Below are 23,168 nucleotides of genomic sequence, written 5' to 3' on the forward strand. Positions count from 1 at the left end.
ATTACTCTTATTCTTTTGTTTTAACATCTCTGTTAAAACGGCTGTCAATTCAATATGTCTACGAACGTGTGTTTCTTTTTATTTTCGCTTGTGTTGCAAAGCGGGTGCAAAACTACATCTTTAATTCACATTTACAATACTTTTAACCCTCTTTTTTTACTCTTTTTTTCAAAGTTTTTCATAACAATCTGATAACATAAAGTTTACACTAAAAAACTCTTTAAGCAATTTTAAGATTATTCTTTCTTTTATGCTATTTCAGCAAAAACATTGATTCTACGAACTCTATTTTTACATAATTTACAACATCTACCAAGCTTTAATGAAAATTTTCAAAACCTCATACGATATATAGATACTAATGTGCGCTCTGCAAATTACTATTGTAGGATAACAATGTCCTTTGGTATTCATATAATATTTTTCAAAGCACTAAAGACAACAAGTTACACACAGATACAACAAAGTCTCTGATTTTTAACTTAACATAAATTCCAGTCTTTATCTAAAAATTCATCCTCACCCGGCTCTTCCGTTTTGTAAGCAATCGCTTCCGGAATAGATGTCTTTGGAATGTTCACATGTATAATTGTATTTTCCTTAATCGTATCAAGTTGTTCCAAAACTTCTTCGAGTTCGTCGAGACTGCTAACTTCAAAACCTTTGCCTCCAAATACATCAACGAGCTTGGCATATTTCCAACGATGCATTTCATTGTAGTCATAAACGCTGTTTAAATCGGGGATACTATATTCTACTTTGTCAGCGCCACGGAAAGGATTTGGATTCACAAGCATTTGTTCAATACCATAAATACCATTATCCAACACAAAAACAATAGTATCATGTTTCAATTTATTCTGTGTTGATATTGCCTGACAGGTTTCCTGAAAAGCACCATCTCCAACAAATACTACCGGTCTTTTATCAGGTCTGGCACATTTTATTCCGGTTGCAGCAGGTACAGAATAACCGATAGAAAGCCATGATGCCTGCGCCACAAATCCATTAGGTTCTGCAATACGAATGCCTTGGGCACCCAATAAAGGAAAACCGGCATCGGCAACTACTATATAACTACCATTTATAAAGCTATTGATACGTTGGAAAAAAGTATCGTAGGTAAGGGCTGGTTTCTCTTTTTCCGTTATCTCATCATCAGCTACAAAAAATGATTCAGGCAGGTAATTTGTGTCATACATTTCGTAGGCACTAAAGGTAACTTTGGTAAGTTCTTCTTTCAGGAATATCATAAAATCCCTTAGCGATACATTCGCTACATAAGAAGGACCTATCCTGACACCGCTGTGATTGGCAAGTACAGTATCGTCTTTCCAAACATCAAAACCACCTAGGTTTTTACCGGTGGTCCATACACCAAGGCCTATTTTTAACTGGGCTTTTTCGAATTGTTCCTTGACATCTTTTGGAGATGCCTTGCCATTAAAAACCCCTTTGAACTTAGGATGGTTTTCGGATACGATTGATTTCCCGAGTATGGAAGTTACAAATTCCGTATTGGTAGTTTCAATCAGATCCAGGAATTCTTTTTGAATACCGTAGCGCTGGATTTCAATTCCGCCCCAGAAAATGATTTCTTTTCCACGAGCCATCGCAGCGACTCTTTGTGCTGCCTTGCGTGCGCTTGTTTGACATTTTGATGTCTCTCTTTCTACCAATGGAGCGACAGGCGGATTACATTCCATTCGCCATGCATCTTCAAAAACCTCAAGGTAAACCGGTCTTCCATATAAAATACAGGCATTCAGCACTGCATCAATTTTATAAGGAGCATCTGATGAACCTGTGATTTGTTCTGCCGCAACGGTAACGTTTCGGAACACATTGATGTTACTATACATATCACCTGTCATATGCGATGCCAGCATGCCTTGAACGAGGCTTCGCTGCTGATCTTTGTTGGTCGGAGCCCCATTAATGACAAGTACAGGACAATGTTCTACATAAGAACCCGCAACGGAATTCAACAATGTAAACGCTCCCACTCCATAAGTTACTGCTACTGCCGCAAAACCGTTTTGTCTTGCATAAGCATCAGTACAGTGTCCGGCATTTATTTCATTTGTATCATTAACGATTTTAATTTTCGCGTTTTTGTCCTCAAGGATCGTATTTAAAAACGGTGCGGTATAATTGCCCGCAATACCAAATAAGTGGGTGAGACCTAATTGTTCAAGGCGTATTTGCAGGTATTTTGCTACTGATATTTTTTTCTCTGACATCTTAAATCGGGTTATTGAGATTACCAGTATTTTCGTTAACTTCCAGTGCAGTACGGATTCCGGACTCGATAGCACCTTCTATCCAGGCATGTTTCAGCGAAGTATGTTCTCCAGCGAAATGTGCTTTTCCTTGCCAATCGGTCGAAATGATATGACGCTGTAATAACTGCAGCTGACCCGGATTAAAGATTGCCGCTTCGCCATAGGCATAAGGATCGCGCATCCAGCTTTGTGTTGCGGCACCAATTAATTTTCCGGTTTCCCCTTTGCGGTTTTTGATGCTTGAAGTGATTACCGCAAGGTCGATAATGCGTTGCTGTTCTTTCTTATCATCGGAGTGCATAATGGCAAGATTTTTAAGTGCATAGAAATACCTGTCATCATCATCCATAGAATCCCAGCGGCTCGCTTCGTCTGACCAGCAATAGGAAGCCAGTACTACACCATGCCCTTTACTTCCTAAATCATTACTCGGATAATACGTAAAACGGTTGGAAAAATCAGTAATTGTACCACCCCCAACGATATTATACGGTGCTTCCTGCCACCATTTTTCACGAAATTCAAGCAATATTTTAGTAGCAGAATCATAATGCAATTCCCGAATTGCTTTTCGTTTTTCTTGCTCGAATTGTGGTGTTACATAAACGTGCCTTAGTGCCGAAAAAGGTATAGTCACAATTACTTCATCAAATTCCATATCACTAACAGATGTTTCTAATGCTTTGTACCCTGCATCTTCATAAAACTGGGAGTCGCGCTTCACCTCTATGTTTACCTCTATTTTTACCTTCTCATTGACAAGCATCATTTTTGTCATCCTGCAATCGAAATAGGTATTTTCTTCTAGTTTATGGGCTTTAAAAAAGGCATTGGGCAGCATGTCACATCCTCCTACGATTTCCATAAATTGCGTAGAATCTTTAATAATATTCTGCTCTATAAAACTCTGGATAAAATCGTAAGCCATCCTGGATTCCAGGTTTTGAATGACGCCAATCATTTCGATAGCATTTTCTGAGTACATGGAATGTTCTTTCAAGAAACGACGCATCGAATATTCTCCGTAACGCTCAATCAGCAACGGCCAGTTTTTCTTCGGATCTTCTGCAATAAAATCTTTAAGCGGATTGATGAGATTCGCCATTAACTGGTCGGCACGCATGTTTTCGCTACTACCCAAATTAAAGTCGAGCAATTCATTTACATCGACAATTTTCTTCTTATCCTTTGGAATATATTCATTTTGAACAACACGTTTTCGGTTAATATAGAAAAGAGAGTTTCTTGTAACATCCGGTTCCGGTTTGGCAGGATCTGCCTGATGTGCAATTGCCTGAGCCTTATCGACAGACAAATAATAAAAAGGCTCTGTTTTGAGTCCGAGTTTTTCGATGTATCTGAGTACCATGTTATGTATAGTCGGGATGCGCATTGCACCGGCTTCGCCATAAACGGTATCGTCTTCAAAATATTTCTTGTCCGTAGAATTTCGGAAAGTCTTAATCCTTCCACCAACACGGGTATTAGATTCGACTATCGTTACATTATGGCCCGCTTCCTTTAACATCGCTGCAGCTACCATTCCGGCCATTCCGGCACCAATGATTAATACGTCTTTTTGCTTATCAGTATGCGGAATTCCTTCGTCTATATATTTTAAATATTGCTTAATAATTGGGTCTTTTTCTTCATCGAGTAAGCCATGTAAGTAGTTTTCCATGATCAGGGAGTTTAGTTGTTTGATTTATACTATGTGAATAAAATCTTTATTAACAACAAATAAACTCACTAAAACTTTGATTATCGTGCGTAGTTCTACCTGTTTTTAAGTGATAGAAAGCCATTTTTTTTATCTCTCTGATTTAAAAAAGTATTTTAGACATTTAGAATAAGTATTCAAAAGTGGAGGTGATACTTTAATGGATACTAAAACAGAAAGCGGTCAACTACTCATAGCTCTAAGAGGTTAAAGAATTCTAAATAATAGTATTTATTCTTTGATTAACAAAAAACATTATGCCTTAACATAAATGTTATGAAGCCAATAGAAACTTCTACAGCAAAACTGATCCTGCTTCCATGCTCCCGATAATCAAACAAAAAAACATGAAAAACGAGCAATTAAAGTCTGCCTACAATCCCCAGATCTCCACCAAGAACCAATTCATTAAAAGGTAACATCTCATCAAAATTCCTTTACCTGTCCAAAGTTATCAAGTCATTACTAATGAAGATCTGAATGTTACCAAAAAGAAAAAAACACAGTAGATAACCGTACGAAAAAATCAAAAACATCCCTAAAAAGGCCTGAAAAATAAATTAATTTCTGAGCGCCAGACTAATGACAATCCACTATTCTTCATTTATGTAAAAAAATAACCATAAAATTAACATTGTCACTTACAAATTTAGCAGAAATTAACTACTTTTACTCTACTATGCCTCACTAGCGAATATTACTCCTAAGGTCTTAATTATAATTTTATTATCCCCATATATAAATTAAATATCATCAACGAATGAAAAATTTAACCATTATAGGAATAACACCTTTTGAAAAGCCTGACGTCAATTTGATGTCTACACTACATCAGGCCGGAGCATTCCCCGTATTAAGTTTAGGAAATGATCTAACAATCGCTCAAGAAGCATTAAATCAACTTGACCGCATCAGTATACCTTCCTACGGTATCTATCTCACAAATGACAAGCTAACATCACTTCAACTGTCCGAACAGGTAAGTCTAGTTATCCTTCCCTTTGGGATCGCAATAAACACCTATCCTAATGTATCACGGATTTATCAGGTAAGTAATCTTGAGCAAGCAAGAGAAGCCGAGCAACTGGGAGCTATTGGAATTATTGTGAAAGGAAATGAAGCTGCAGGATTAGTTGGTTATGAATCTACCTTTGTTCTATTTCAACGTATCATACAAGAAATCAATACCATACCGGTATGGATACAAGGAGGAATAGGCCTCCATACGGCCGCTGCTGCAACAGCACTTGGCGCAAAAGGTATTGTATTAGACAGTCAATTGGCACTATATCCGGAAAGTACCATTCCTCAAGACCTTAAAAATCTATGTTCAAAATTAAATGGGACAGAAACCAAGATCATCGCACATCATCGCGTATTGGTTAGACCCAATTCACCTGTTTTATCTGAAAATGTTTCTATCGAAGAGTTAGAACAGTATTTTAATGACCTTGACCTTAACAGGAGTTACATTCCTATGGGACAAGATATTGCTTTAGCAACGGACCTGCATGAAAATTTCAAAACGCTAAAAAAATTGATTTTTGGATTTAAAGAAGCCCTATATGGCCATCTGAAACAAGCAAAAGCAACACCAATTATTGACCAGAACAATCCATTGGCAAAACAACTTGGCCTGCGCTACCCTATTGCACAAGGCCCCATGACCCGCGTGAGTGATGTTCCGGCATTTGCTAATGCTGTAGCAGAAACGGGAGCTTTGCCTTTTATCGCGCTTTCCTTGCTCAAAGGTGAACAAGCAAGAGCACTAGTTGTAGAAACTCAAAAACTTGCCGGCGATAAAACTTGGGGTATAGGAATATTAGGTTTTGCACCACAAGAATTGCGAGAAGAACAGACCGCTTATATCCTTGAAGCAAAACCTCCGGTAGTACTGATCGCGGGAGGGCGACCTGCACAAGCTAAAGTATTTGAAAAAGCCGGTATCACAACCTTTTTACATGTCCCATCCCCTGCATTATTGGATATTTTCCTAAAAGAAGGTGCCAAAAATTTCGTCTTTGAAGGTCGGGAATGTGGTGGACATGTTGGCCCACTCTCCAGCACCGTACTTTGGGAAAAACAAATCGAGCGCATCTTAAAAGAAGATCATCCGGAAAATATAAGTGTATTTTTTGCCGGTGGAATTCATAATGCTTTTTCCACGGCCTTTGTCTCTATAATGGCTGCCCCTCTGGCGGCCCGAGGTGTAAAGGTTGGTGTATTGATGGGAACAGCCTATTTGTATACACAGGAAGCTGTGCGTACAGGTGCCATTCAACAAGAGTTCCAGCAACAAGCGATGCAAGCCAAAGATACCGTTTTGCTGGAAACCGCACCAGGTCATGAAACACGTTGTTTAAATACGACATTCGCCTTACATTTTGAGGAGGAAAAGAAAAAACTGCTAGCCCTTGGAATGGACAAAAAGCAAATTTGGGAACAGCTTGAAAAACTGAATGTAGGACGTCTCAGGATTGCAGCAAAAGGTATTGACCGTCAAGGTGAAGCACTCGTTACTATACCTCAAAACCAACAGCTCGATTTGGGCATGTATATGATCGGACAAATAGCCACCATGCACAACCAAGTGATTACATTGGAATCACTGCACCGTGACGTTGCTATCGACAATCAAAAATATATTAAACAGGCAGTATTACCACAAGAACCTTCATCAACCGAAAAAGCGTTGGACATCGCTATTATAGGTATGGAATGCGTGTTCCCGGGTGCCAAAAATTTAGCAGAATACTGGCGTAATATCATTCTTGGAAAAGACTGTGTCACCGAAGTACCGGACGAGCGATGGAATAAAGAGATCTATTACCAACCCGATTCCACTGGTTCAGATGTATCCCATTCAAAATGGGGTGGCTTTATTCCAAAAATAGATTTTGACCCTTTAGAATTTGGTATTCCACCACAATCACTTGCAGCGATAGAGCCCACACAGCTTTTAACCTTACTCGTTGCCAAACGTGCCATGGAAGATGCCGGTTATGGTGAAAAACAAATCAATAGAGAAAATATATCGGTTATAATTGGTGCTGAAGGTGGAAATGATCTTGCCAACAGCTACAGTTTCAGAGGTTATTATAAACAAGTTTTTGGAGAACTTCATGAAGAAGTAGAAAAAGCATTCCCACATACCACCGAAGATTCGTTCCCAGGTATATTAGCCAATGTTATTGCCGGAAGAATCACAAACCGTTTGGATCTGGGTGGAAGAAATTTTACCGTAGATGCTGCATGTGCCTCCTCACTGGCTGCCATTGATTTAGCATGCCAAGAACTGATATTAGGCAAATCGGATATGGTACTTTCCGGAGGAGTCGATTTACATAATGGTATCAACGATTATTTGATGTTTTCCAGCACACATGCCCTCTCCCGCAAAGGACGTTGCGCAACATTTGACAGTGCTGCTGACGGTATTGCTCTTGGCGAAGGGGTAGCCATTTTGGTTTTAAAACGATATGAAGATGCCGTACGTGATGGTGACCGTATTTATTCCGTTATTAAAGGTGTTGGAGGATCCAGCGACGGTAAAGCCCTTGGTCTTACAGCACCGCGAAAAATTGGTCAGGTACGCGCATTAGAACGTGCCTATGATCAAGCAGGGATCAGTGCAGCAGCAGTTGGTTTAGTTGAAGCTCATGGTACCGGAACAATAGTTGGAGATAAAACGGAACTTACCGCGCTCACCAATTTATTTAGCAGGTCGGGAGCTTTACCGGCTCAGACACATCTGGGATCTGTAAAAACCCAAATTGGGCATACCAAATGTGCTGCCGGTCTGGCTGGACTTATCAAAGCCGCTATGGCAGTATTCCATGGCGTAAAACCTCCTACTCTTCATCTCCAACAGCCCAATGCCTACTTCAATGCAGATACAAGCCCTTTTGCATTTCATGCAGCAACAGGATTGTGGTCTGAAAAAAAGCGTTATGCCGGTATTAGCGCCTTTGGCTTTGGCGGTACCAATTTTCATATGGTAATCGAAAATCATCCTCAAAAAGAAGAAGTCGCCATACTACAATCTTGGCCATCCGAACTATTTGTCTTCCGTGGTGACGATTATGATCAAGCCAAAATTCAATTAGGACAGGTAAAAACTTTATTGGAAATCAATGATAGCCTAACCTTAAAAGACATTGCCTACAGCTTAGTCGCCGGTTCCGAAAAACCGATTCAACTAAGTATTGTGGCAGATACGGCCGAAGATTTGGTCATGAAAATAGAACTCTTGTTAACGGGCATTGAAAGTAAAGACATCTTTATTGTCAACAAACGAGCCGGTAAAACTGCATTTCTGTTCCCCGGTCAAGGCAGCCAACACCTTCATATGGCACGAGAGCTATTTGTACTGTTTCCGTCCTTGCGCAAAATTATCGCACAATATCCGGATTTAGAAAAAGTGGTCTTTCCTTCCGCTACATTTGATACCGCGATATTAAAAACACAAAAAGAAACTATTAAAGATACACGTCTGGCACAACCTCTTTTAGGTATTGTAGATCTTGCCTTAGCTCAATTGCTACAGTCATTCGGCATTATACCTGATATGTTGGCAGGACATAGTTATGGAGAGTTACCCGCATTATGTTTTGCCGGTGTATTTGACGAGCAACAGTTGGTTGAACTCAGTAGCAAACGGGCACAATCTATTTTAGATGCTATTCAAGATGGTGATCCCGGAACTATGGTAGCCCTAAACATCGATTCAGATCGCTTGAAAACGATTCTTGACCAACATCAAGATTGCTATCCTGTCAATTATAATTCCCCAACTCAGTGCGTTGTTGCCGGAAGCACTGCAGCCATTGACAAATTCATAGTGCTACTTAAAAACGAACGTATTTCATACAAAAAACTAGAGGTCGCCTGTGCCTTTCACAGTCCTTTGGTAAGTAAATCGAAAGATTTGTATGCCAATGTCTTGAAAGAAGTTCCTTTTCAGGAAATGCAGATTCCGGTTTGGTCCAACACCACAGCAACCTTATACCCAAATTTGGCAGCTGATATCAAAGTACAATTGACCGATCACTTGGTTCAACCTGTACATTTTGCTGACGAAATCCAAGCGATGTATGCCGATGGAGCGAGGATATTTATTGAAGTAGGTCCCGGAAAAGTACTGTCCGGATTAACAAAAGCTTGCTTAAACCAAGAGGAGCTGACACTACATGTCGACGATAACAACCGTAACAGTCTTACCCATCTCCTTTGTATGCTTGCGCAATACCTTGGAACGGGCCGCACCTTTAATTTAAATAAACTTTTTGAAGACAGACACGCGACTTTAATCCAGATCGATCAACCTGACCTTTACCAAAAAAGCCCAACGATTTGGCGCGTAAATGGACAAGCCGCTCATCCGACAACAGGTACATTACCTGCTCATGGTGCGCTGCCTATAGTAACTCCCATTCAAATGACAAATGCTACGATCATCCAAACACCTGAGACACAACCTGCCGTAGAGCACATTCTACAGGAATATCTAAACGGCATGAAGATGTTGATCCAAGCACAACGAGATGTCATGCTTTCCTTCTTAGGACAGCAAGGACAAATAAGTCCCGTTCCCGTTTATGCTGCAGCAGTAGAAATTAGACCCGCTGATCCATTAGTATCAACGCTAATTACCAACGATAAACCGATCTCTAAAGTAACCGTACAAACACCAGCAACAGATATCAAATCCTTGTTGTTAACGGTAGTGTGCGAAAAAACAGGCTATCCACAAGAAATGTTAGGAATGGAAATGGATCTGGAAGCGGATCTCAGTATCGATTCTATTAAAAGAATTGAAATCATCGGAACACTCCGCAGTGAACTCGGCATACTTACCGTTGCTCAAGAAAATGAAGATACGGTCATGGAACAACTGTCGGCAATAAAGACTTTAAATGGACTTCTAACCTGGCTTACTGAATACACCGGGGCTGTTGATTCAACTACAACAAAAATTGAATTATCACACGAATCACCTCTAACAACAGATAAAACTACCTGTACACTTGCAGAACTACAAATTATCATTTTAGATATCGTAAGTGAAAAAACCGGCTATCCAAAAGAAATGTTAGGACTGGATCTGGATCTGGAAGCCGATTTAAGTATCGATTCCATTAAACGAATGGAAATTATCGGCGATCTAAAAGTCAAAATCGGATTTGGTGCTGACCAGGAGCAAGCTGATGATCTTATGGAAAAATTAGCAGCCATAAAAACGCTAAATGGTCTGGCAATCTGGATAAGTGAAATGAGCACAACTGAACCCGTACAAAGTTTAGTAACACGCCTGCGATTTGATTTAATACCGACTGCTATTCCCGAAGGACAGAATACTGAAATACTGAAAGGAAAGTTATTTGCAATAGCTCCGGACAATGGAACTCAAACAGGAGCAATTAAAACGATACTGGAACAACATGGTGCAATTGTACAATTGGTTCATGTTGAAGAAGATCTGAGCATTTTTGATGGACTGATTATTTCCGATATAGGCTCCGCTACTGTCAAACATAGCATCATCGACCACGTTGGTTTAATTAAAAAGATGGATCTTGAAAAAGCGCAATGGATTTATTTGATCTCAGATATCCCCGCACATGTTGAAGAATTAAAAGACCTCCGTGCATTGCGTCATTATCAGGGTTATCCAGGCTTATTCAAAAGTTTAGCCCGCGAGTTTGAACAAATTAACTTCAGGCTAATCAGTCTCAATACGGCACAGGAAACGGATCAAATAGCAGCAATTGCATTAAGCGAGATCCTGACAACAGACCAATCAGTTGAAGTCATTTATAAAGACAATCAACGACATAAAGTCGACATGATACCTTCGCCCATGTTAACAGCTCTTGACCAAGCACATGTCCAACTGGATCAAAAATCTGTTGTTTTAGTCCTCGGAGGCGGGCAAGGCATTACTTCTGAACTGGTCAAACATATGTCAGCAGCTTATCCATGTACCTACATTCTTGTCGGCAGATCAATAGATCCGAGAGAAGTTATCGCCGATTCAAAAGAAGTCGAGTTAATGAAATCGAGAGAAGAAATCAGAAGCTACCTCATCAAAAGCGGTACTTTCACCACGCCACCTCAAATTGAAAAAGAGACCTCTCGTATTTTCAAAAACAATCAAATCCTGAGTACCATTCACCACATGGAACAATTGGGAAATAAAGTAGTATATCACTCCTTAGACCTTTGTGATGAAGAAGGATTGACACAACTACTCCATCATATTTATGAACAATACGGACAATTGGATGGTGTCATTCATGGTGCAGGTCTTTTGGAAGACAAACTTTTCAAACAGAAAACAACCAGTTCCTTTGAACGTGTTTTTGACACAAAAGTAAAACCCTTACGTGTACTGGCGGAACAATTGCGTTCCGATTGCCAATTCGTAGTCCTGTTTTCAAGCATCGCTTCCGTCTATGGTAACAGAGGACAGACCGATTATGCAGCAGCAAACAGTGTGTTGGATGATTATGCCAATGCCTTAAACAAAAGGTTGAAAGGAAAAGTAATCTCCATCAACTGGGGGCCATGGAAAGGGGCAGGAATGGTTACCTCATCATTGGAAAATGAGTACGAACGTCGTGGAATTTCGTTGATACCACTAGAGGAAGGGAAAGAGCTATTCCTTAACGAAATCAAGTATGGAACCGAAAGTCAAGTATTAATTATGTCCGGTAAAAATTGGTAAAAACCGCTGTATTCGTCTACTATGAAAAAAACAGATATTGCTATTATAGGTTTATCTTGCCTGTTTCCCGGAGCAAAAGACGCTGAGGCGTTCTGGCAGAATATCATCAATAAAGTCGACTCCACAGAAGTAGCCCCCGCAGAACGCATCGACCCTATCCACTTTAGCGATAGCAAAGAAGCTATGGACCGCTTTTATTGTAATCGTGGTGGGTTTATTCCGGATTATGAATTCGACCCTACCGCATTTGGTATCTTACCGCTTGCTGTTGAAGGCACTGAACCCGACCATCTGTTAACACTTGATCTTGTTCAAAAAGCACTAGAAGATGCAGGTGTATTCCAAAAAAAAGTTGCATTGGAACGAACGGGAATTATCATCGGAAAAGGAAACTACACAGGACCCGGAGCTACACGTGCCATTGAAATTGTACGTACAGGCGAACAGATCTTCTCCCTTTTACAAGAACTATTGCCGGAGGTATCTTCTGCAGACATTGAAAAAATAAAACAGGCCTTTCAGGAACGCAAAGGACGGTTTTCTGCAGATACCGCTATGGGGCTAATACCCAACCTTGTTGCCTCGTTAGTCTCCAACCGATTCAATCTTGGAGGTGTTGCTTTTACCGTTGATGCGGCATGTGCAAGTGCTCTTATAGCCGTAGACCGTGCTGTACAAGAATTGCAATGTGGCCGCAGTGATATGATGATTGCCGGAGGCGTTCACACCGGTCAAAATGCTGCCTTTTGGAGCATCTTTAGCCAATTGGGTGCATTATCGCGTCAGCAACAAATCAAACCCTTTAGCGAAGATGCAGACGGACTACTCATTGGAGAAGGTTGTGGTTTTGTTATCTTGAAGCGCTTGGAAGATGCGGTACGCGATCAGGATAAAATTTATGCCGTCATTAAAGGCGTAGGCGTAAGCAGTGATGGCAATGGAGCAAGTGTCATGAGCCCTTCGGTAAAAGGTCAATTAAAAGCATTAGAACAAGCATGGGCACATGCCGATTTAGATAAAGAACAAATCGGTTATCTGGAAGCTCATGGTACAGGAACTCCGTTAGGAGATAAAACAGAACTACAAACTCTGGCTCAATTTTTCGGCAAAGCAGAAGCAACCACACGTGCCGGTATAGGATCTGTCAAATCCAATATAGGCCATGCCATGCCTGCTGCGGGAATGGCGGGTTTAATCAAAACCTGTCTGGCCCTGCATCACGACACATTGCCCCCTACATTATATTGTGAAAACCCAACTGCTTCCCTGCAGCTCACCCGATTTACACCGGTTCAAGAAGCTAAAAACTGGTCACAAACAGGTCTGCCAAAGATCGCAGCAGTAAACGCATTTGGATTTGGAGGCATCAATGCCCACGTAGTCCTCGAAGGCTATCATGTACCCAAAAAAGACGCCGTATTGTTACTTGCCAGATCCACACGTGAAGCATTGCTTTCTGCACTTCAAGATAACGATACTTCTTTAGGAGATGGCGATTATCGCATTGCACTCTTTGATCCAACACCCGAACGTATCCAAAAAGCAATCAAAATTGTGTCTAAAAATAATGCTTGGCGCAATAAACAAGATATATGGTACACCTCCACTCCTCTTTTACAAGCTGGTGGCAAACTGGCCTTTGTATTTCCGGGACTGGATGGTTTAGAAAAAGGCGAAGTTGCAACAATCAGTCGGTATTTTGGATTGACAGCACCTATAGAAACTGGGGGCGAAGGGCTGCTAAACGACGCATTAGGCATTTTTAACAATTGTGCTATACTAGACAGTGCTTTAAAAAAACTGAAAATCTATCCGGATATGAATGCTGGACATAGTATGGGAGAATGGTTGGCGGGATATGCTTCAGACTTGGCCGAAGCAAGTTCAGTTAAGGATCTGATCGATGTCCTTGATCCAAAAACATTTGAACTAAAAGACTCCAAATTCATTGCCATTGGAGCAGGTCTTGAGTACATAACTCCATTGATTGAACAAATTCCTAATCTCTACGTTTCAAATGATAATTGTCCACATCAGGTAATTCTGTGCGGTACTCTTGTTGCACTCCAACAATTGACACCTTTATTAAAATCAAAACAGATATTCCACCAGATTTTACCTTTTCAATCCGGCTTTCATTCTCCTTTTGTAGCAGATAAATTGCCTTTGATCTTAGCGGGTATGGAAAAAGTTCAATTTCAAAAAACAAAAATCCCGCTGTGGTCTGCTACTACACTCCTGCCTTATCCGGCAGATCAGCAGTCTATCCGTAAACTAAGTGCTGAACATCTTGTACAACCGGTAAGATTCCGAGAACTGACGGAAAAGCTTTATGACGAAGGAGTCCGTTTTTTTATCCAGGTAGGTACAGGAGGATTAATCGGTTTTATTGATGATACGTTAAAAGGGAAAGCATTCAGTACACTTGCCTCAAGTGTAGCCACCCGAACAGCTCTTGCCCAGTTGCAACGGGTAGTAGCCGCATTATTTGTAGAAGGTAAAGTTCTCGCACTCGATTTTTTAGACATTCAAAATCACAGAAAAACACTACCGAAAAAGGGTATAAAATTACAATTAGGATCTCCGATTATCCGTGATCTTGAAGCCATAAAAAACTTGCGAAAATCTATCGATACCGTACGACCAAAGGAGGTTTTTACTAATGCAAAAGTAAATCAGCCATTAGTTCAGGCCTTTCAAGATAATATCGCCGATATGATCCGAATGCAAGAAGAAGTATTGAGCGTCTTTGAAAATCATACACAAACTGTTATTTCCACACCTATCTTGACGAAAAAACAAGTGATTAACGATCCTTTTTCAAAAACATTGCAAGTCAATTTGGCGACACATCCTTATCTTATTGATCACAGTCTTTTGCGTCAACCCAAAGGCTGGTCGGATGTGGCAGATATGGAACCTGTGATTCCGATGACCATGATCTTCGAATTACTGGCAGAAGCAGCACAGGTGGAGCGACCGGAAACAAAAATTCACAAGATCATGCACGTCAGTGTATTTCAATGGATGAATGTTGCCAAACCTTTTGAAAAAACAATAAAAGGCATTTGGCGCTCCAACAATCACGCCTATTTGGATATTGAGAATTTTGCCAATGCAGAAGTATTTTTAGCAGCGTCACATCCTCAACTGCCTACTTTTGATCTGTCTATAGGCGAACGATTACCTATCGAGCGAACTCCTTTGGAAATTTATGAGAAACATATGTTTCATGGAGAAGCCTATCAAGGTATTACTGCTATATCAGCCGTTGGAGAGAAAGGTATTATCGGACAAATAAAAGGCAATGGTGGTAAGGGTTCCTTATTGGACAATGCAGGACAATTATTTGGATTATGGTTACAGCTTACCTTAACCAAAGACCGCATTGCTTTCCCTGTAAAAATCAAACAAATTGAATACTTCGAAGATATACACGATCAGGATGGTGAATTTGAATGTACCTGCGTATTAACCGAATTAAACGATGAATTTGCAATCGCTGATCTTGTACTTCAAAGAAACGGAAAAGTTTGGTGCTCCATAAAAGGATGGCAAAACCGGAGATTAGAAATTGATGAAGCTTTATGGAATGTTTCCATGTCGCCACTCCACAACCGTCTGTCAGAAGAAATTGCTCCACAGGTCTTTTTCTTTCATCAGGCCTATTCCCGCGTATCTTCTTGGGATTTTATACTGAAACGTTATTTCAATCAAAGGGAAAAACAATACTATCAGGAACTCCTGCCCAACCGCAGAAAGAATTGGATGGTAAGTCGTGTAGCGGTAAAAGATGCCGTACGCCATTTATTGAGTGAACAGAAAAATCAACCCAATTATCCTATAACCTTTGAAATTTATTCTGATAACGCAGGCAAACCTTATCTCAGAGGAAATGCCACAGAACAGATCCAGATCTCATTGGCACATAAAGGAAAAGATGCAGTAGCCATTGCGCGGCAAGATAAACCTGTTGGTATTGACATGGAAATCATTGCCGAACGCAGCCCTGAATTTTATCAATTGGTATTCACCGATGTCGAATCAGCATTATTAAAAGAACGAGATCAAGCCGAATGGACCACCCGATTTTGGGTAGCAAAAGAAGCTTATGGAAAATTATTGGGAACGGGGTTAAAAGGAAACCCAAAAAGATATGAAGTAACACGCATACAAGGAGATCATCTATGGATCGATCAAATAGAAATCAAAACAATCAAACACCTAAATTACATTATCGGATGGACACTTTAAACACGACATTAAAAATGAATCATGAGGAGTTATTCAACCTGTTAAAGGGTTTTATTACAGAAATTATCGGTGAAGAATTTGTAGAAGAGATGGATATCAGTCCGGAAAGTTCGTTCACTAAAGATCTGGAAATGGACAGTATCGAGATTGTTTCCTTTTCAGAAAAAATCAAAGCACACTTTGGCGATCAAATTGATTTCACCGGATGGCTGTCTTCTATGGATCTTGATGAACTGATCAATCTTGATCTGAATCAGATCATCAATTACATCTACGAATGCCAATAATTACAGTTAACAATAAAAAAGTTCACATACAAGAACTAAATAAAGAGGCTGAAGATACCGTGGTACTGATCCACGGTATGTTTAGTAATCTTGCTATTTATTATTTTAATATTGCTCCCATTTTGGCGCAGCACTTTCATGTGGTCCTGTATGATTTAAAGAGTCATGGCAGAAGTGAGCGCACATTGGAAGGCTATGATTTAGAAAATATGTCATCCGATTTAATCGCCTTGATGGATTATCTCAAAATCAAAAAAGCACACCTAGTTGGCTATAGTTTTGGGGGGCTTATTGCACTCAAAACGGCTTTGATAGCCCCTAAACGTTTAGGTCAATTGGTTATCATCGAAGCACCGGATCCGAAAGATGAAGAAGCACGAAATATTATCGAAGCCTATAGCAAGGAATTTCTCGAACATTATGTAGCCAATTTTACGGATACCACAAAAATGCAAATGGGAAAAAGACAGTTGGAAAAAAACCATCGGTTATACGAGTTTTTATTTAATCAGACGAGCATCAAAGCAGATATGGTTAAAGAAAAACATTTTCTACATCACGATCCTATTTCCGAATTACACATACCAACTCTGTTACTCTATGGATCGGCTTCCAATTGCAAGCCGACAGGAGAATGGTTACACTCTCAAATCGGTACAGCCGAGCTAAAACTCATCGATGGAGATCACAATATTCCCATTCAGGAGCCCATTCAGATCGCAGAAACTATTGTTCAATTTTTAACTAACCATTAATTACACAACCATGGCTAAATTTGTATTTGTTGTTCCCCCGTTAACAGGTCACGTAAATCCAACATTGAGCATTGGTGCCGAACTCTTGGAAAGAGGACATCAAGTAGCGTGGATCAGTTTGGACCAAAACTTAAACTCCAAACTTCCTGCAGGCGGGCAACTATTGCTTATCCAATACGATCAGACTGACGAAGAAAAAAGAGAGAGCGAACACTATCTGGATATCATCTCAAAGAAAGTCGTTTACGGCATTGATAGTATCAAGTTTTTATATGAAGAAGTTTTGATCCCTTTAAACAGACATTGTTATAAAGGAATCGTTAAGCTGTTGGAAGCCTATGAACCGGATTTAGTAATCGGTGATCATCAATTGTTTGCTGCGGCAATAGCTGCAAAAAAAGCGAATCGCCCTTATGCGACCTCCGTAACAGCCCCGGCAGCCATCAAGATTATCAGTGAGCTGCCGAAAGTGCATGAATGGGAAGTCAAGCAGATCATGGCTTTACAAAAAGAACTCGGTGTCACGGAAAACCAATCGTTGGCTTGTTCTGATTTGCTTACTTTAGTATTAACTTCTCCGTATTTCTTTGGAGAAATGGAGCTCACCTCCAACTATCAATTTACAGGTCCGGTACTAACAGAACGCCGTTTGTCCTGTGCTTTCGATTGGGAGCAGCTGAAAAGTAATCCCCGCAAAAAAATTTTAGTCAGTATAGGTACCACATTTGACCACGAACATAAGAAAGCCTTTTTTCAAAAGGTAATCGATGCCTTTCAGGACGAAGATTTAACGGTTGTAGTTGTTTCAGATTCCAATCTATTTGATCAGTGGCCTGAAAATTTTATGGTCTATTCTCAAGTCCCACAATTGGATTTACTACCCCATTTAGATGCTGTCGTGTGCCATGGTGGACATAACACGGTCTCTGAAACCCTTTCACATGGTCTGCCACTCGTTGTTATTCCAATTGCATACGATCAATCGCATGTTGCGGGACGTGTCGTACGTACCGGTGCAGGTGAACGTCTCAATTTTAACCGATTTAAAGCAAATCACCTAAGAAACGCTGTTGATACTATCTTGAATCAGCCGCAATATCGTGAAGCCGCCCTCAAAGTACGTCAATCTTTTATAAAGGCAGGCGGAACAAAAACCGCAGCAGATCTACTTGAACATGCCATAGCTCCTGCGCAAACCTCTATCGAACCTCTGGCCAAATTTCTCATTGTTGTTCCACCCTTTTTTGGACATATCAGTCCGACATTAAGTTTGGGTGCCAGTTTACTCGCTCGTGGTCATGAAGTCAAATGGTTTGGCATTACACCACTGGCAGACGAACATATTCCAACAGGAGGAACTTATATCTATCCCGAAAAGGACCTTATACCCTTTCAGGATGAACTTCAGCAGATCTTAAAACGCCAAGATGACGGCCCTTCTTGTTCGGGACCGGAAGTCATGAAATTAGCTTTGGAAGAAACCTATGTTCCCTTTGCTAAAATGATGATGCCGGGATTAGAAACACTACACAATCACTGGCAACCTGATGTGATTATCAATGATTGCATCACCTTTGGCGGCGCTTTATTCGCACACAAACATCGCATCCCCTCTGTGACGACAACCCCCGTGCCACCAGATGTCATGGGAGACACAGAGAAAAGTGCTCCTAAAATATTTGAATGGCAACAAAACCTCATCAAAGAGCTACAAAAAGAAGTCGGTATTGTTGAAGAAGGTATTTTTATACATTCGCATCAATTAAACCTGGTGTTCACCTCACAAGCCTTTGCAGGTTTTGAAACTGTGCCGACACACATGAAATTTGTAGGTCCGGTCAAAGGCCGCCCCAATAATAGTCCTTTTGACTGGGAACGGCTAGCAGCCAGCACGACGCCAAAAATATTTGTGTCTTTGGGTACTTTATTAGTGGATATTCGCAAAGCTTTTTTTGGTAAACTCATTGAAGCATTTGCAGACCAACCCGTTACTATTATTGCAGCAACGCCACCCGACATATTTGACGAATGGCCCGAAAATTTTATCGTAAATGGTTTTGTCCCACAAGCCACATTGATGCCGCATATGGATATGGTGATTTGTCACGGTGGTTTCAATACCGTAAACGACACCTTTACCAATGGCCTTCCCATGTTGATTACACCAATCGCTTACGATCACTTCCATACCGCCAAGTTAATTGAACAGGCTGGCTGTGGAATCAGTATCCGATACAAACGACTTCGAATAGATGCCCTTAGAGAAACCGTCTTTGAGCTCTTGGAAAACCCTAAATACAGAAATGCGGCCAAAGAAGTTCAGGCGGCTTTCTTAACGGCAGGCGGTAATGAACAGGCCGTTGCCTTATTGGAAGATTTTGTAAAACAAGAACGTTCGGTACTAACTTCAATATAAAAGATGAAAAGAAGATTATTATTTGGAGAGCGCATGTTATTGGGTGAAGGAAAAGAACCGTTCCATGCCGTTATTCCTTTTCGCCTGCGTGGTGTATTTGAGGAAAAAGATATTCAGTATGCTTTAGGCAGACTTCAGAAAAAACATCCTTGGTTACGGGCAAACATTCATATTGATGAGAAGAATGTCCCTTGGTTTGAAGTGCCTGAACAAACGAGTCCAATTCCGATCCGTATTGTGGATCGAAAAAGCGAAGAGGACTGGCAACAAGAATCTATGCAAGAATGGCATACACTCTTTGATTACAAAAACAAACCTTTGATCCGCTTGGTGTGGATCAAAGGAAACGATAGCTCAGATATGTTGCTTGTATTCCATCACTGCCTATGTGATGGTGGCTCTGCGATTACTTTAATTTATGAATTTTTAAAAGTATTGGATGATCCGACAGCAGATATAGGCATCGAAAATCCTATTCTAGGTATTCAGGACGTTGTTCCTGCACCTATTTTAAAAAATAACAAACAAAGGTTTAAGGCAAAAATGATTGGTCGACTAGCAACCTTAACGATCAAATGTATTCCCGTGAGCAAAAAAGCAATTGATAGACAAACGGACTATCTGATTCATTGGAAATTAGACCAAACTACGAGTCAACAGCTTATTTCCCACTGCAAATCACTAGAAATCACAGTCAATACTTTTTTAAGTGCGACCGTACTGGACATCTTTAAAAACGTACGCGGAGACAAAGCCTTTAATAAAGTTTCTTGTCCGGTAGATATCAGGCGCTTTGCTCCTCAGGTAAAAGAAGATCATATTTTCGCCTTCGGTTTGATGATTGTCCTATCCTCCAATCCCAAACTCAATTTCTTAGACAATTTACGTTTAATGCAGAATTATGTAGATCGCAAAACAGCCAAACTTAATCCCTATATCACCATGATGGTTATGGAATCTGCTCATAATGCGTTAAACAGCTTTACAAAACTTCTCAAAAGAGGCAAGTCGTCTAATGATTGTATGTTTTCCAATTTGGGGCGTATTCAGATACCGCATCAATATCAATCCTTTACGTTAGAAACTATTTTCAGTCCATCCGTCCTTGGGCCACTAGGCAATACAACGACGATGGTCACCTCTACTTATCAAGGTGTTATGGACTTCTCGTTTGTGGGAAGTGAAGGTTATTTACCTTATCACGAAGCCTTAGCCATTCGTGATGAACTAATTGATTCCATTAAACGCCGATTAAACTATCAAGCAGCCTCATGATCAAACGAAAACTCTTATTAGTAGAACGAATCATGTTTATTGATGCCAACCCCCCTTTAAATTGTGTGTTTACGGCAAAAATCAAAGGTGAGATTCAAGAAGAACACATCCAAATTGCTTTGGCAAAAATCCAAAACAAACATCCGTTGCTCCGTGCGGCAATTGATTTACAGGATAAGCAACATCCTGTTTTTGTCATCAAGGAAAATATAAAACCAATTCCGCTTCGCATCGTACAACGTCAAACAGATACCGATTGGTTAGCGGAATCCGAGAAAGAATGGTATCGACAGTTTAAAGAGGAAGGTTCCCCTCTGGGTCAATTGGTATGGGTCAAAGGACAGGAATTATCTGAATTGCTATGGGTATTGCCGCATTGCATCTGCGATGGAACCGGCATGGTCACTTTGATGCAGGAATTACTTGCTTTAATAGATGATCCAACTCTTGATTTGGAACCTTATCAACTCTTTCAATCGGTGAACAATTTTTTGTCGCCACAGTTTGATATTCAAAAAAAAACACGCAAAGCAAAGCTTTATTTACTATTGGCAAAGTCCTTCTTTTTACTGCAACGCAAAAATAAAAAAAGAAATCTCGGAAAAAATTATGCCATTCATTGGAAAGTAGATCCAACCAACTCCGCTTTTATAAAGCAGAAATGTAAAGACAGTGGTATTTCTGTACATGCCCTTCTTTGTACCGCGTTTATGCAAGCTTTTCAAGATGCACAAGGTAAAGCAGCGAAAAAAAAAGTAATTAGTCCAATTGATATCCGCCATTTTATTCCTGAAATTAAAAAAGACCACTTGTTTGCCTTTGCCCCAACAGTAGAATTATCATTAAAAAAGAATACCTCCCAGATACTGGACCAAGCCAAACATATCAAACAGGATCTTACTCAAAAAATAGAAAAAATGGACGCCCGGGAACTGCTATGGATGGGGGAACAAATGCACCCTCTGGTCAATCGAATGATTGGACTGTTAAAATCAAGCCGAGGTGGACACGATCTGACGCTTTCCAATATGGGGAGCCTTCAGATCCCTAATGTTTATAAAAATTTCACTCTGGAAGATATCATTAGTCCAACAGTAGCATTTCCTTGGTTAAATTCAAATACTTTAGTTACCTCTACCTATCGGGATCAAATGGACTTTACATTGATGTCCAATCAAGATTTCTTACCTAAAGAAGAAGCCTTAAAGATTAGAGACAAGGCCATAGCTTTACTGACTTCCTCTTTATAAATTACTTATGACAACAGCAGCCAAGTCCAAAAAAACATCTCTCAAACGTTTTCTAAGAAAGCGCGCGATTTACTATATCATTCCCAATGTATGTTTCAATTTTATTGTTGCTTATGCCAGTTTTCAAGAATTGGGGTATACTCATTTTTTTGCCGGTCCCCAAAGCTTAGCCCGTTTAACATTGCCAATGGCTATATTTTTACCCGTAATCCTGACCATGGATATCATTAACCGCGTTATTGTTGCCGCCCAAAAAGAATCAATCGAAGTGGCGATAGACCATACCCTGAATAAAAACAGATTTATAACAAAATTATGTCTGTTACACGGCATCGTAACCGGTTTACTGGTATTAGCTGTATTACTCCTTGCACAGCAGAGCCTAACTGTCAACCATAAATTGGATCCTACCCTTATGGCCCTTCTGGATGCGGTCCTTGCAGGTCTACTTTCGATATTGTTTACTTATCTTCCCATATATAGGCTAAAAAAGCATTTACACAAACCTCAACCAAAGGTTCAAATAGAAGTTGATGATTCTTATCGGGGAGTTTAATATCGGTGTAGGTAATACCAGAATAAAAAAAAAAAGCAGGAAATATAAGAGTTTCAAACTTAAGGTTCGAATCCTGCTCTCCTCACCAAAAAAGTCCTAATGAAAATTATGGCTTTTTTGCTTTTTTAAAAAAGACTAAAAAATGAGTTAAACCCTAAAGTTGTCGAGAAGTAAAAAGATTATTTTCTTTGCTTTTGTGAATTAAAGCTGACAGGTTTCAAAAACCTGTCAGCTTTGGTATTTAGGGTATTTAGCTCTGTTTTAAATTTAATGATCCTTTTATAAAATATTTTGGATCACTGAACATTAAATTTTAGCAGGATTGCATTAATTCAGTTATGTACTTTAAATTTTCTAGGATCCTATGTGCGGTCAAAAAAGACATCACTTTCAGATTTCTTATCACGAGCATTTGCATGGCAGATTCTGGGATCAAGACATATTGTTGTGGAGGAACAAATATCTTGTAGTTCTGTAATTTCTAATCAAGTTAAAAAGTTGTGAAATAATTTTTAGAAATTTCTTTTGTTAGAAGTAGCAGATCATATACTTTTTGGCCAGAGCTTTTTAAGTACCTAATTTTCTAACTTCTCGCTTTGACGATCTCGCAAAGACGCCAAGCCGCTAAGTTTTTTCCTGTTTTT

Annotated in this window: 10 protein-coding genes; 8 read left to right on the top strand and 2 right to left on the bottom strand. The window is 40.0% G+C overall.

The features are described 5' to 3' along the window. Positions 1-482: 482 nt before the first annotated feature. Both AB674_RS21200 and AB674_RS21205 read right to left on the bottom strand, forming a co-directional pair. The gene (locus AB674_RS21200) at positions 483-2,243 is read right to left on the bottom strand and encodes an alpha-keto acid decarboxylase family protein (protein WP_047779292.1); all 1,761 of its coding nucleotides are present in this window, start codon (positions 2,241-2,243) and stop codon (positions 483-485) included. A gap of 1 nt (position 2,244) precedes the next feature. Next, positions 2,245-3,966, bottom strand: a complete 1,722-nt coding sequence (locus AB674_RS21205) for a flavin monoamine oxidase family protein (protein ID WP_047779293.1) — start codon at positions 3,964-3,966, stop codon at positions 2,245-2,247. An 856-nt stretch (positions 3,967-4,822) separates the two neighbouring features. On the opposite strand from AB674_RS21205, the gene AB674_RS21210 reads away from it, so the two are divergent. From AB674_RS21210 to AB674_RS21245, 8 genes are read left to right on the top strand one after another with little or no spacing between them, the layout of a single operon-like run. After that, positions 4,823-11,731 carry a type I polyketide synthase gene (locus AB674_RS21210; RefSeq protein ID WP_082210692.1) on the top strand — a complete coding sequence of 2,303 codons (6,909 nt, stop codon included), beginning with the start codon at positions 4,823-4,825 and terminating at the stop codon, positions 11,729-11,731. A 21-nt stretch (positions 11,732-11,752) separates the two neighbouring features. Continuing rightward, positions 11,753-15,985, top strand: coding sequence for a type I polyketide synthase (locus AB674_RS21215; protein WP_047779295.1), 4,233 nt, complete (start codon positions 11,753-11,755; stop codon positions 15,983-15,985). Beyond that, positions 15,973-16,272, top strand: a complete 300-nt coding sequence (locus AB674_RS21220) for an acyl carrier protein (protein ID WP_047779296.1) — start codon at positions 15,973-15,975, stop codon at positions 16,270-16,272. Before AB674_RS21215 ends, AB674_RS21220 begins: the two co-directional genes overlap by 13 nt. Continuing rightward, on the top strand, positions 16,263-17,027 hold the full coding sequence (locus AB674_RS21225; RefSeq protein ID WP_047779297.1) for an alpha/beta fold hydrolase: 765 nt from the start codon (positions 16,263-16,265) through the stop codon (positions 17,025-17,027). The genes AB674_RS21220 and AB674_RS21225 overlap by 10 nt, the downstream gene beginning before the upstream one ends. Before the next feature lie 10 nt (positions 17,028-17,037). Then, entirely contained in the window at positions 17,038-19,443 is a 2,406-nt protein-coding gene (locus AB674_RS21230) for a glycosyltransferase (RefSeq protein WP_047779298.1), read from the top strand. Positions 19,444-19,446: 3 nt separating this feature from the next. Continuing rightward, the gene (locus tag AB674_RS21235; RefSeq protein ID WP_047779299.1) at positions 19,447-20,718 is read left to right on the top strand and encodes a condensation domain-containing protein; all 1,272 of its coding nucleotides are present in this window, start codon (positions 19,447-19,449) and stop codon (positions 20,716-20,718) included. Next, the gene (locus AB674_RS21240) at positions 20,715-21,968 is read left to right on the top strand and encodes a condensation domain-containing protein (RefSeq protein ID WP_047779300.1); all 1,254 of its coding nucleotides are present in this window, start codon (positions 20,715-20,717) and stop codon (positions 21,966-21,968) included. Before AB674_RS21235 ends, AB674_RS21240 begins: the two co-directional genes overlap by 4 nt. A gap of 7 nt (positions 21,969-21,975) precedes the next feature. Then, complete coding sequence (locus AB674_RS21245; RefSeq protein ID WP_047779301.1) at positions 21,976-22,524, top strand: hypothetical protein; 549 nt, start codon at positions 21,976-21,978, stop codon at positions 22,522-22,524. Positions 22,525-23,168 lie beyond the last annotated feature (644 nt).

This window comes from Flavobacterium sp. ABG, assembly GCF_001027725.1.
In the GTDB taxonomy this organism is placed as follows: Bacteria; Bacteroidota; Bacteroidia; order Flavobacteriales; family Flavobacteriaceae; genus Flavobacterium; species Flavobacterium cupriresistens.

Coding starts and splice junctions, on each gene's coding strand:
- AB674_RS21235 (WP_047779299.1), top strand. CDS start 19,447: ATGAAAAGAAGATTATTATTTGGAGAGCGCATGTTATTGGGTGAAGGA.
- AB674_RS21220 (WP_047779296.1), top strand. CDS start 15,973: ATGGACACTTTAAACACGACATTAAAAATGAATCATGAGGAGTTATTC.
- AB674_RS21240 (WP_047779300.1), top strand. CDS start 20,715: ATGATCAAACGAAAACTCTTATTAGTAGAACGAATCATGTTTATTGAT.
- AB674_RS21245 (WP_047779301.1), top strand. CDS start 21,976: ATGACAACAGCAGCCAAGTCCAAAAAAACATCTCTCAAACGTTTTCTA.
- AB674_RS21225 (WP_047779297.1), top strand. CDS start 16,263: ATGCCAATAATTACAGTTAACAATAAAAAAGTTCACATACAAGAACTA.
- AB674_RS21205 (WP_047779293.1), bottom strand. CDS start 3,966: ATGGAAAACTACTTACATGGCTTACTCGATGAAGAAAAAGACCCAATT.
- AB674_RS21230 (WP_047779298.1), top strand. CDS start 17,038: ATGGCTAAATTTGTATTTGTTGTTCCCCCGTTAACAGGTCACGTAAAT.
- AB674_RS21215 (WP_047779295.1), top strand. CDS start 11,753: ATGAAAAAAACAGATATTGCTATTATAGGTTTATCTTGCCTGTTTCCC.
- AB674_RS21210 (WP_082210692.1), top strand. CDS start 4,823: ATGTCTACACTACATCAGGCCGGAGCATTCCCCGTATTAAGTTTAGGA.
- AB674_RS21200 (WP_047779292.1), bottom strand. CDS start 2,243: ATGTCAGAGAAAAAAATATCAGTAGCAAAATACCTGCAAATACGCCTT.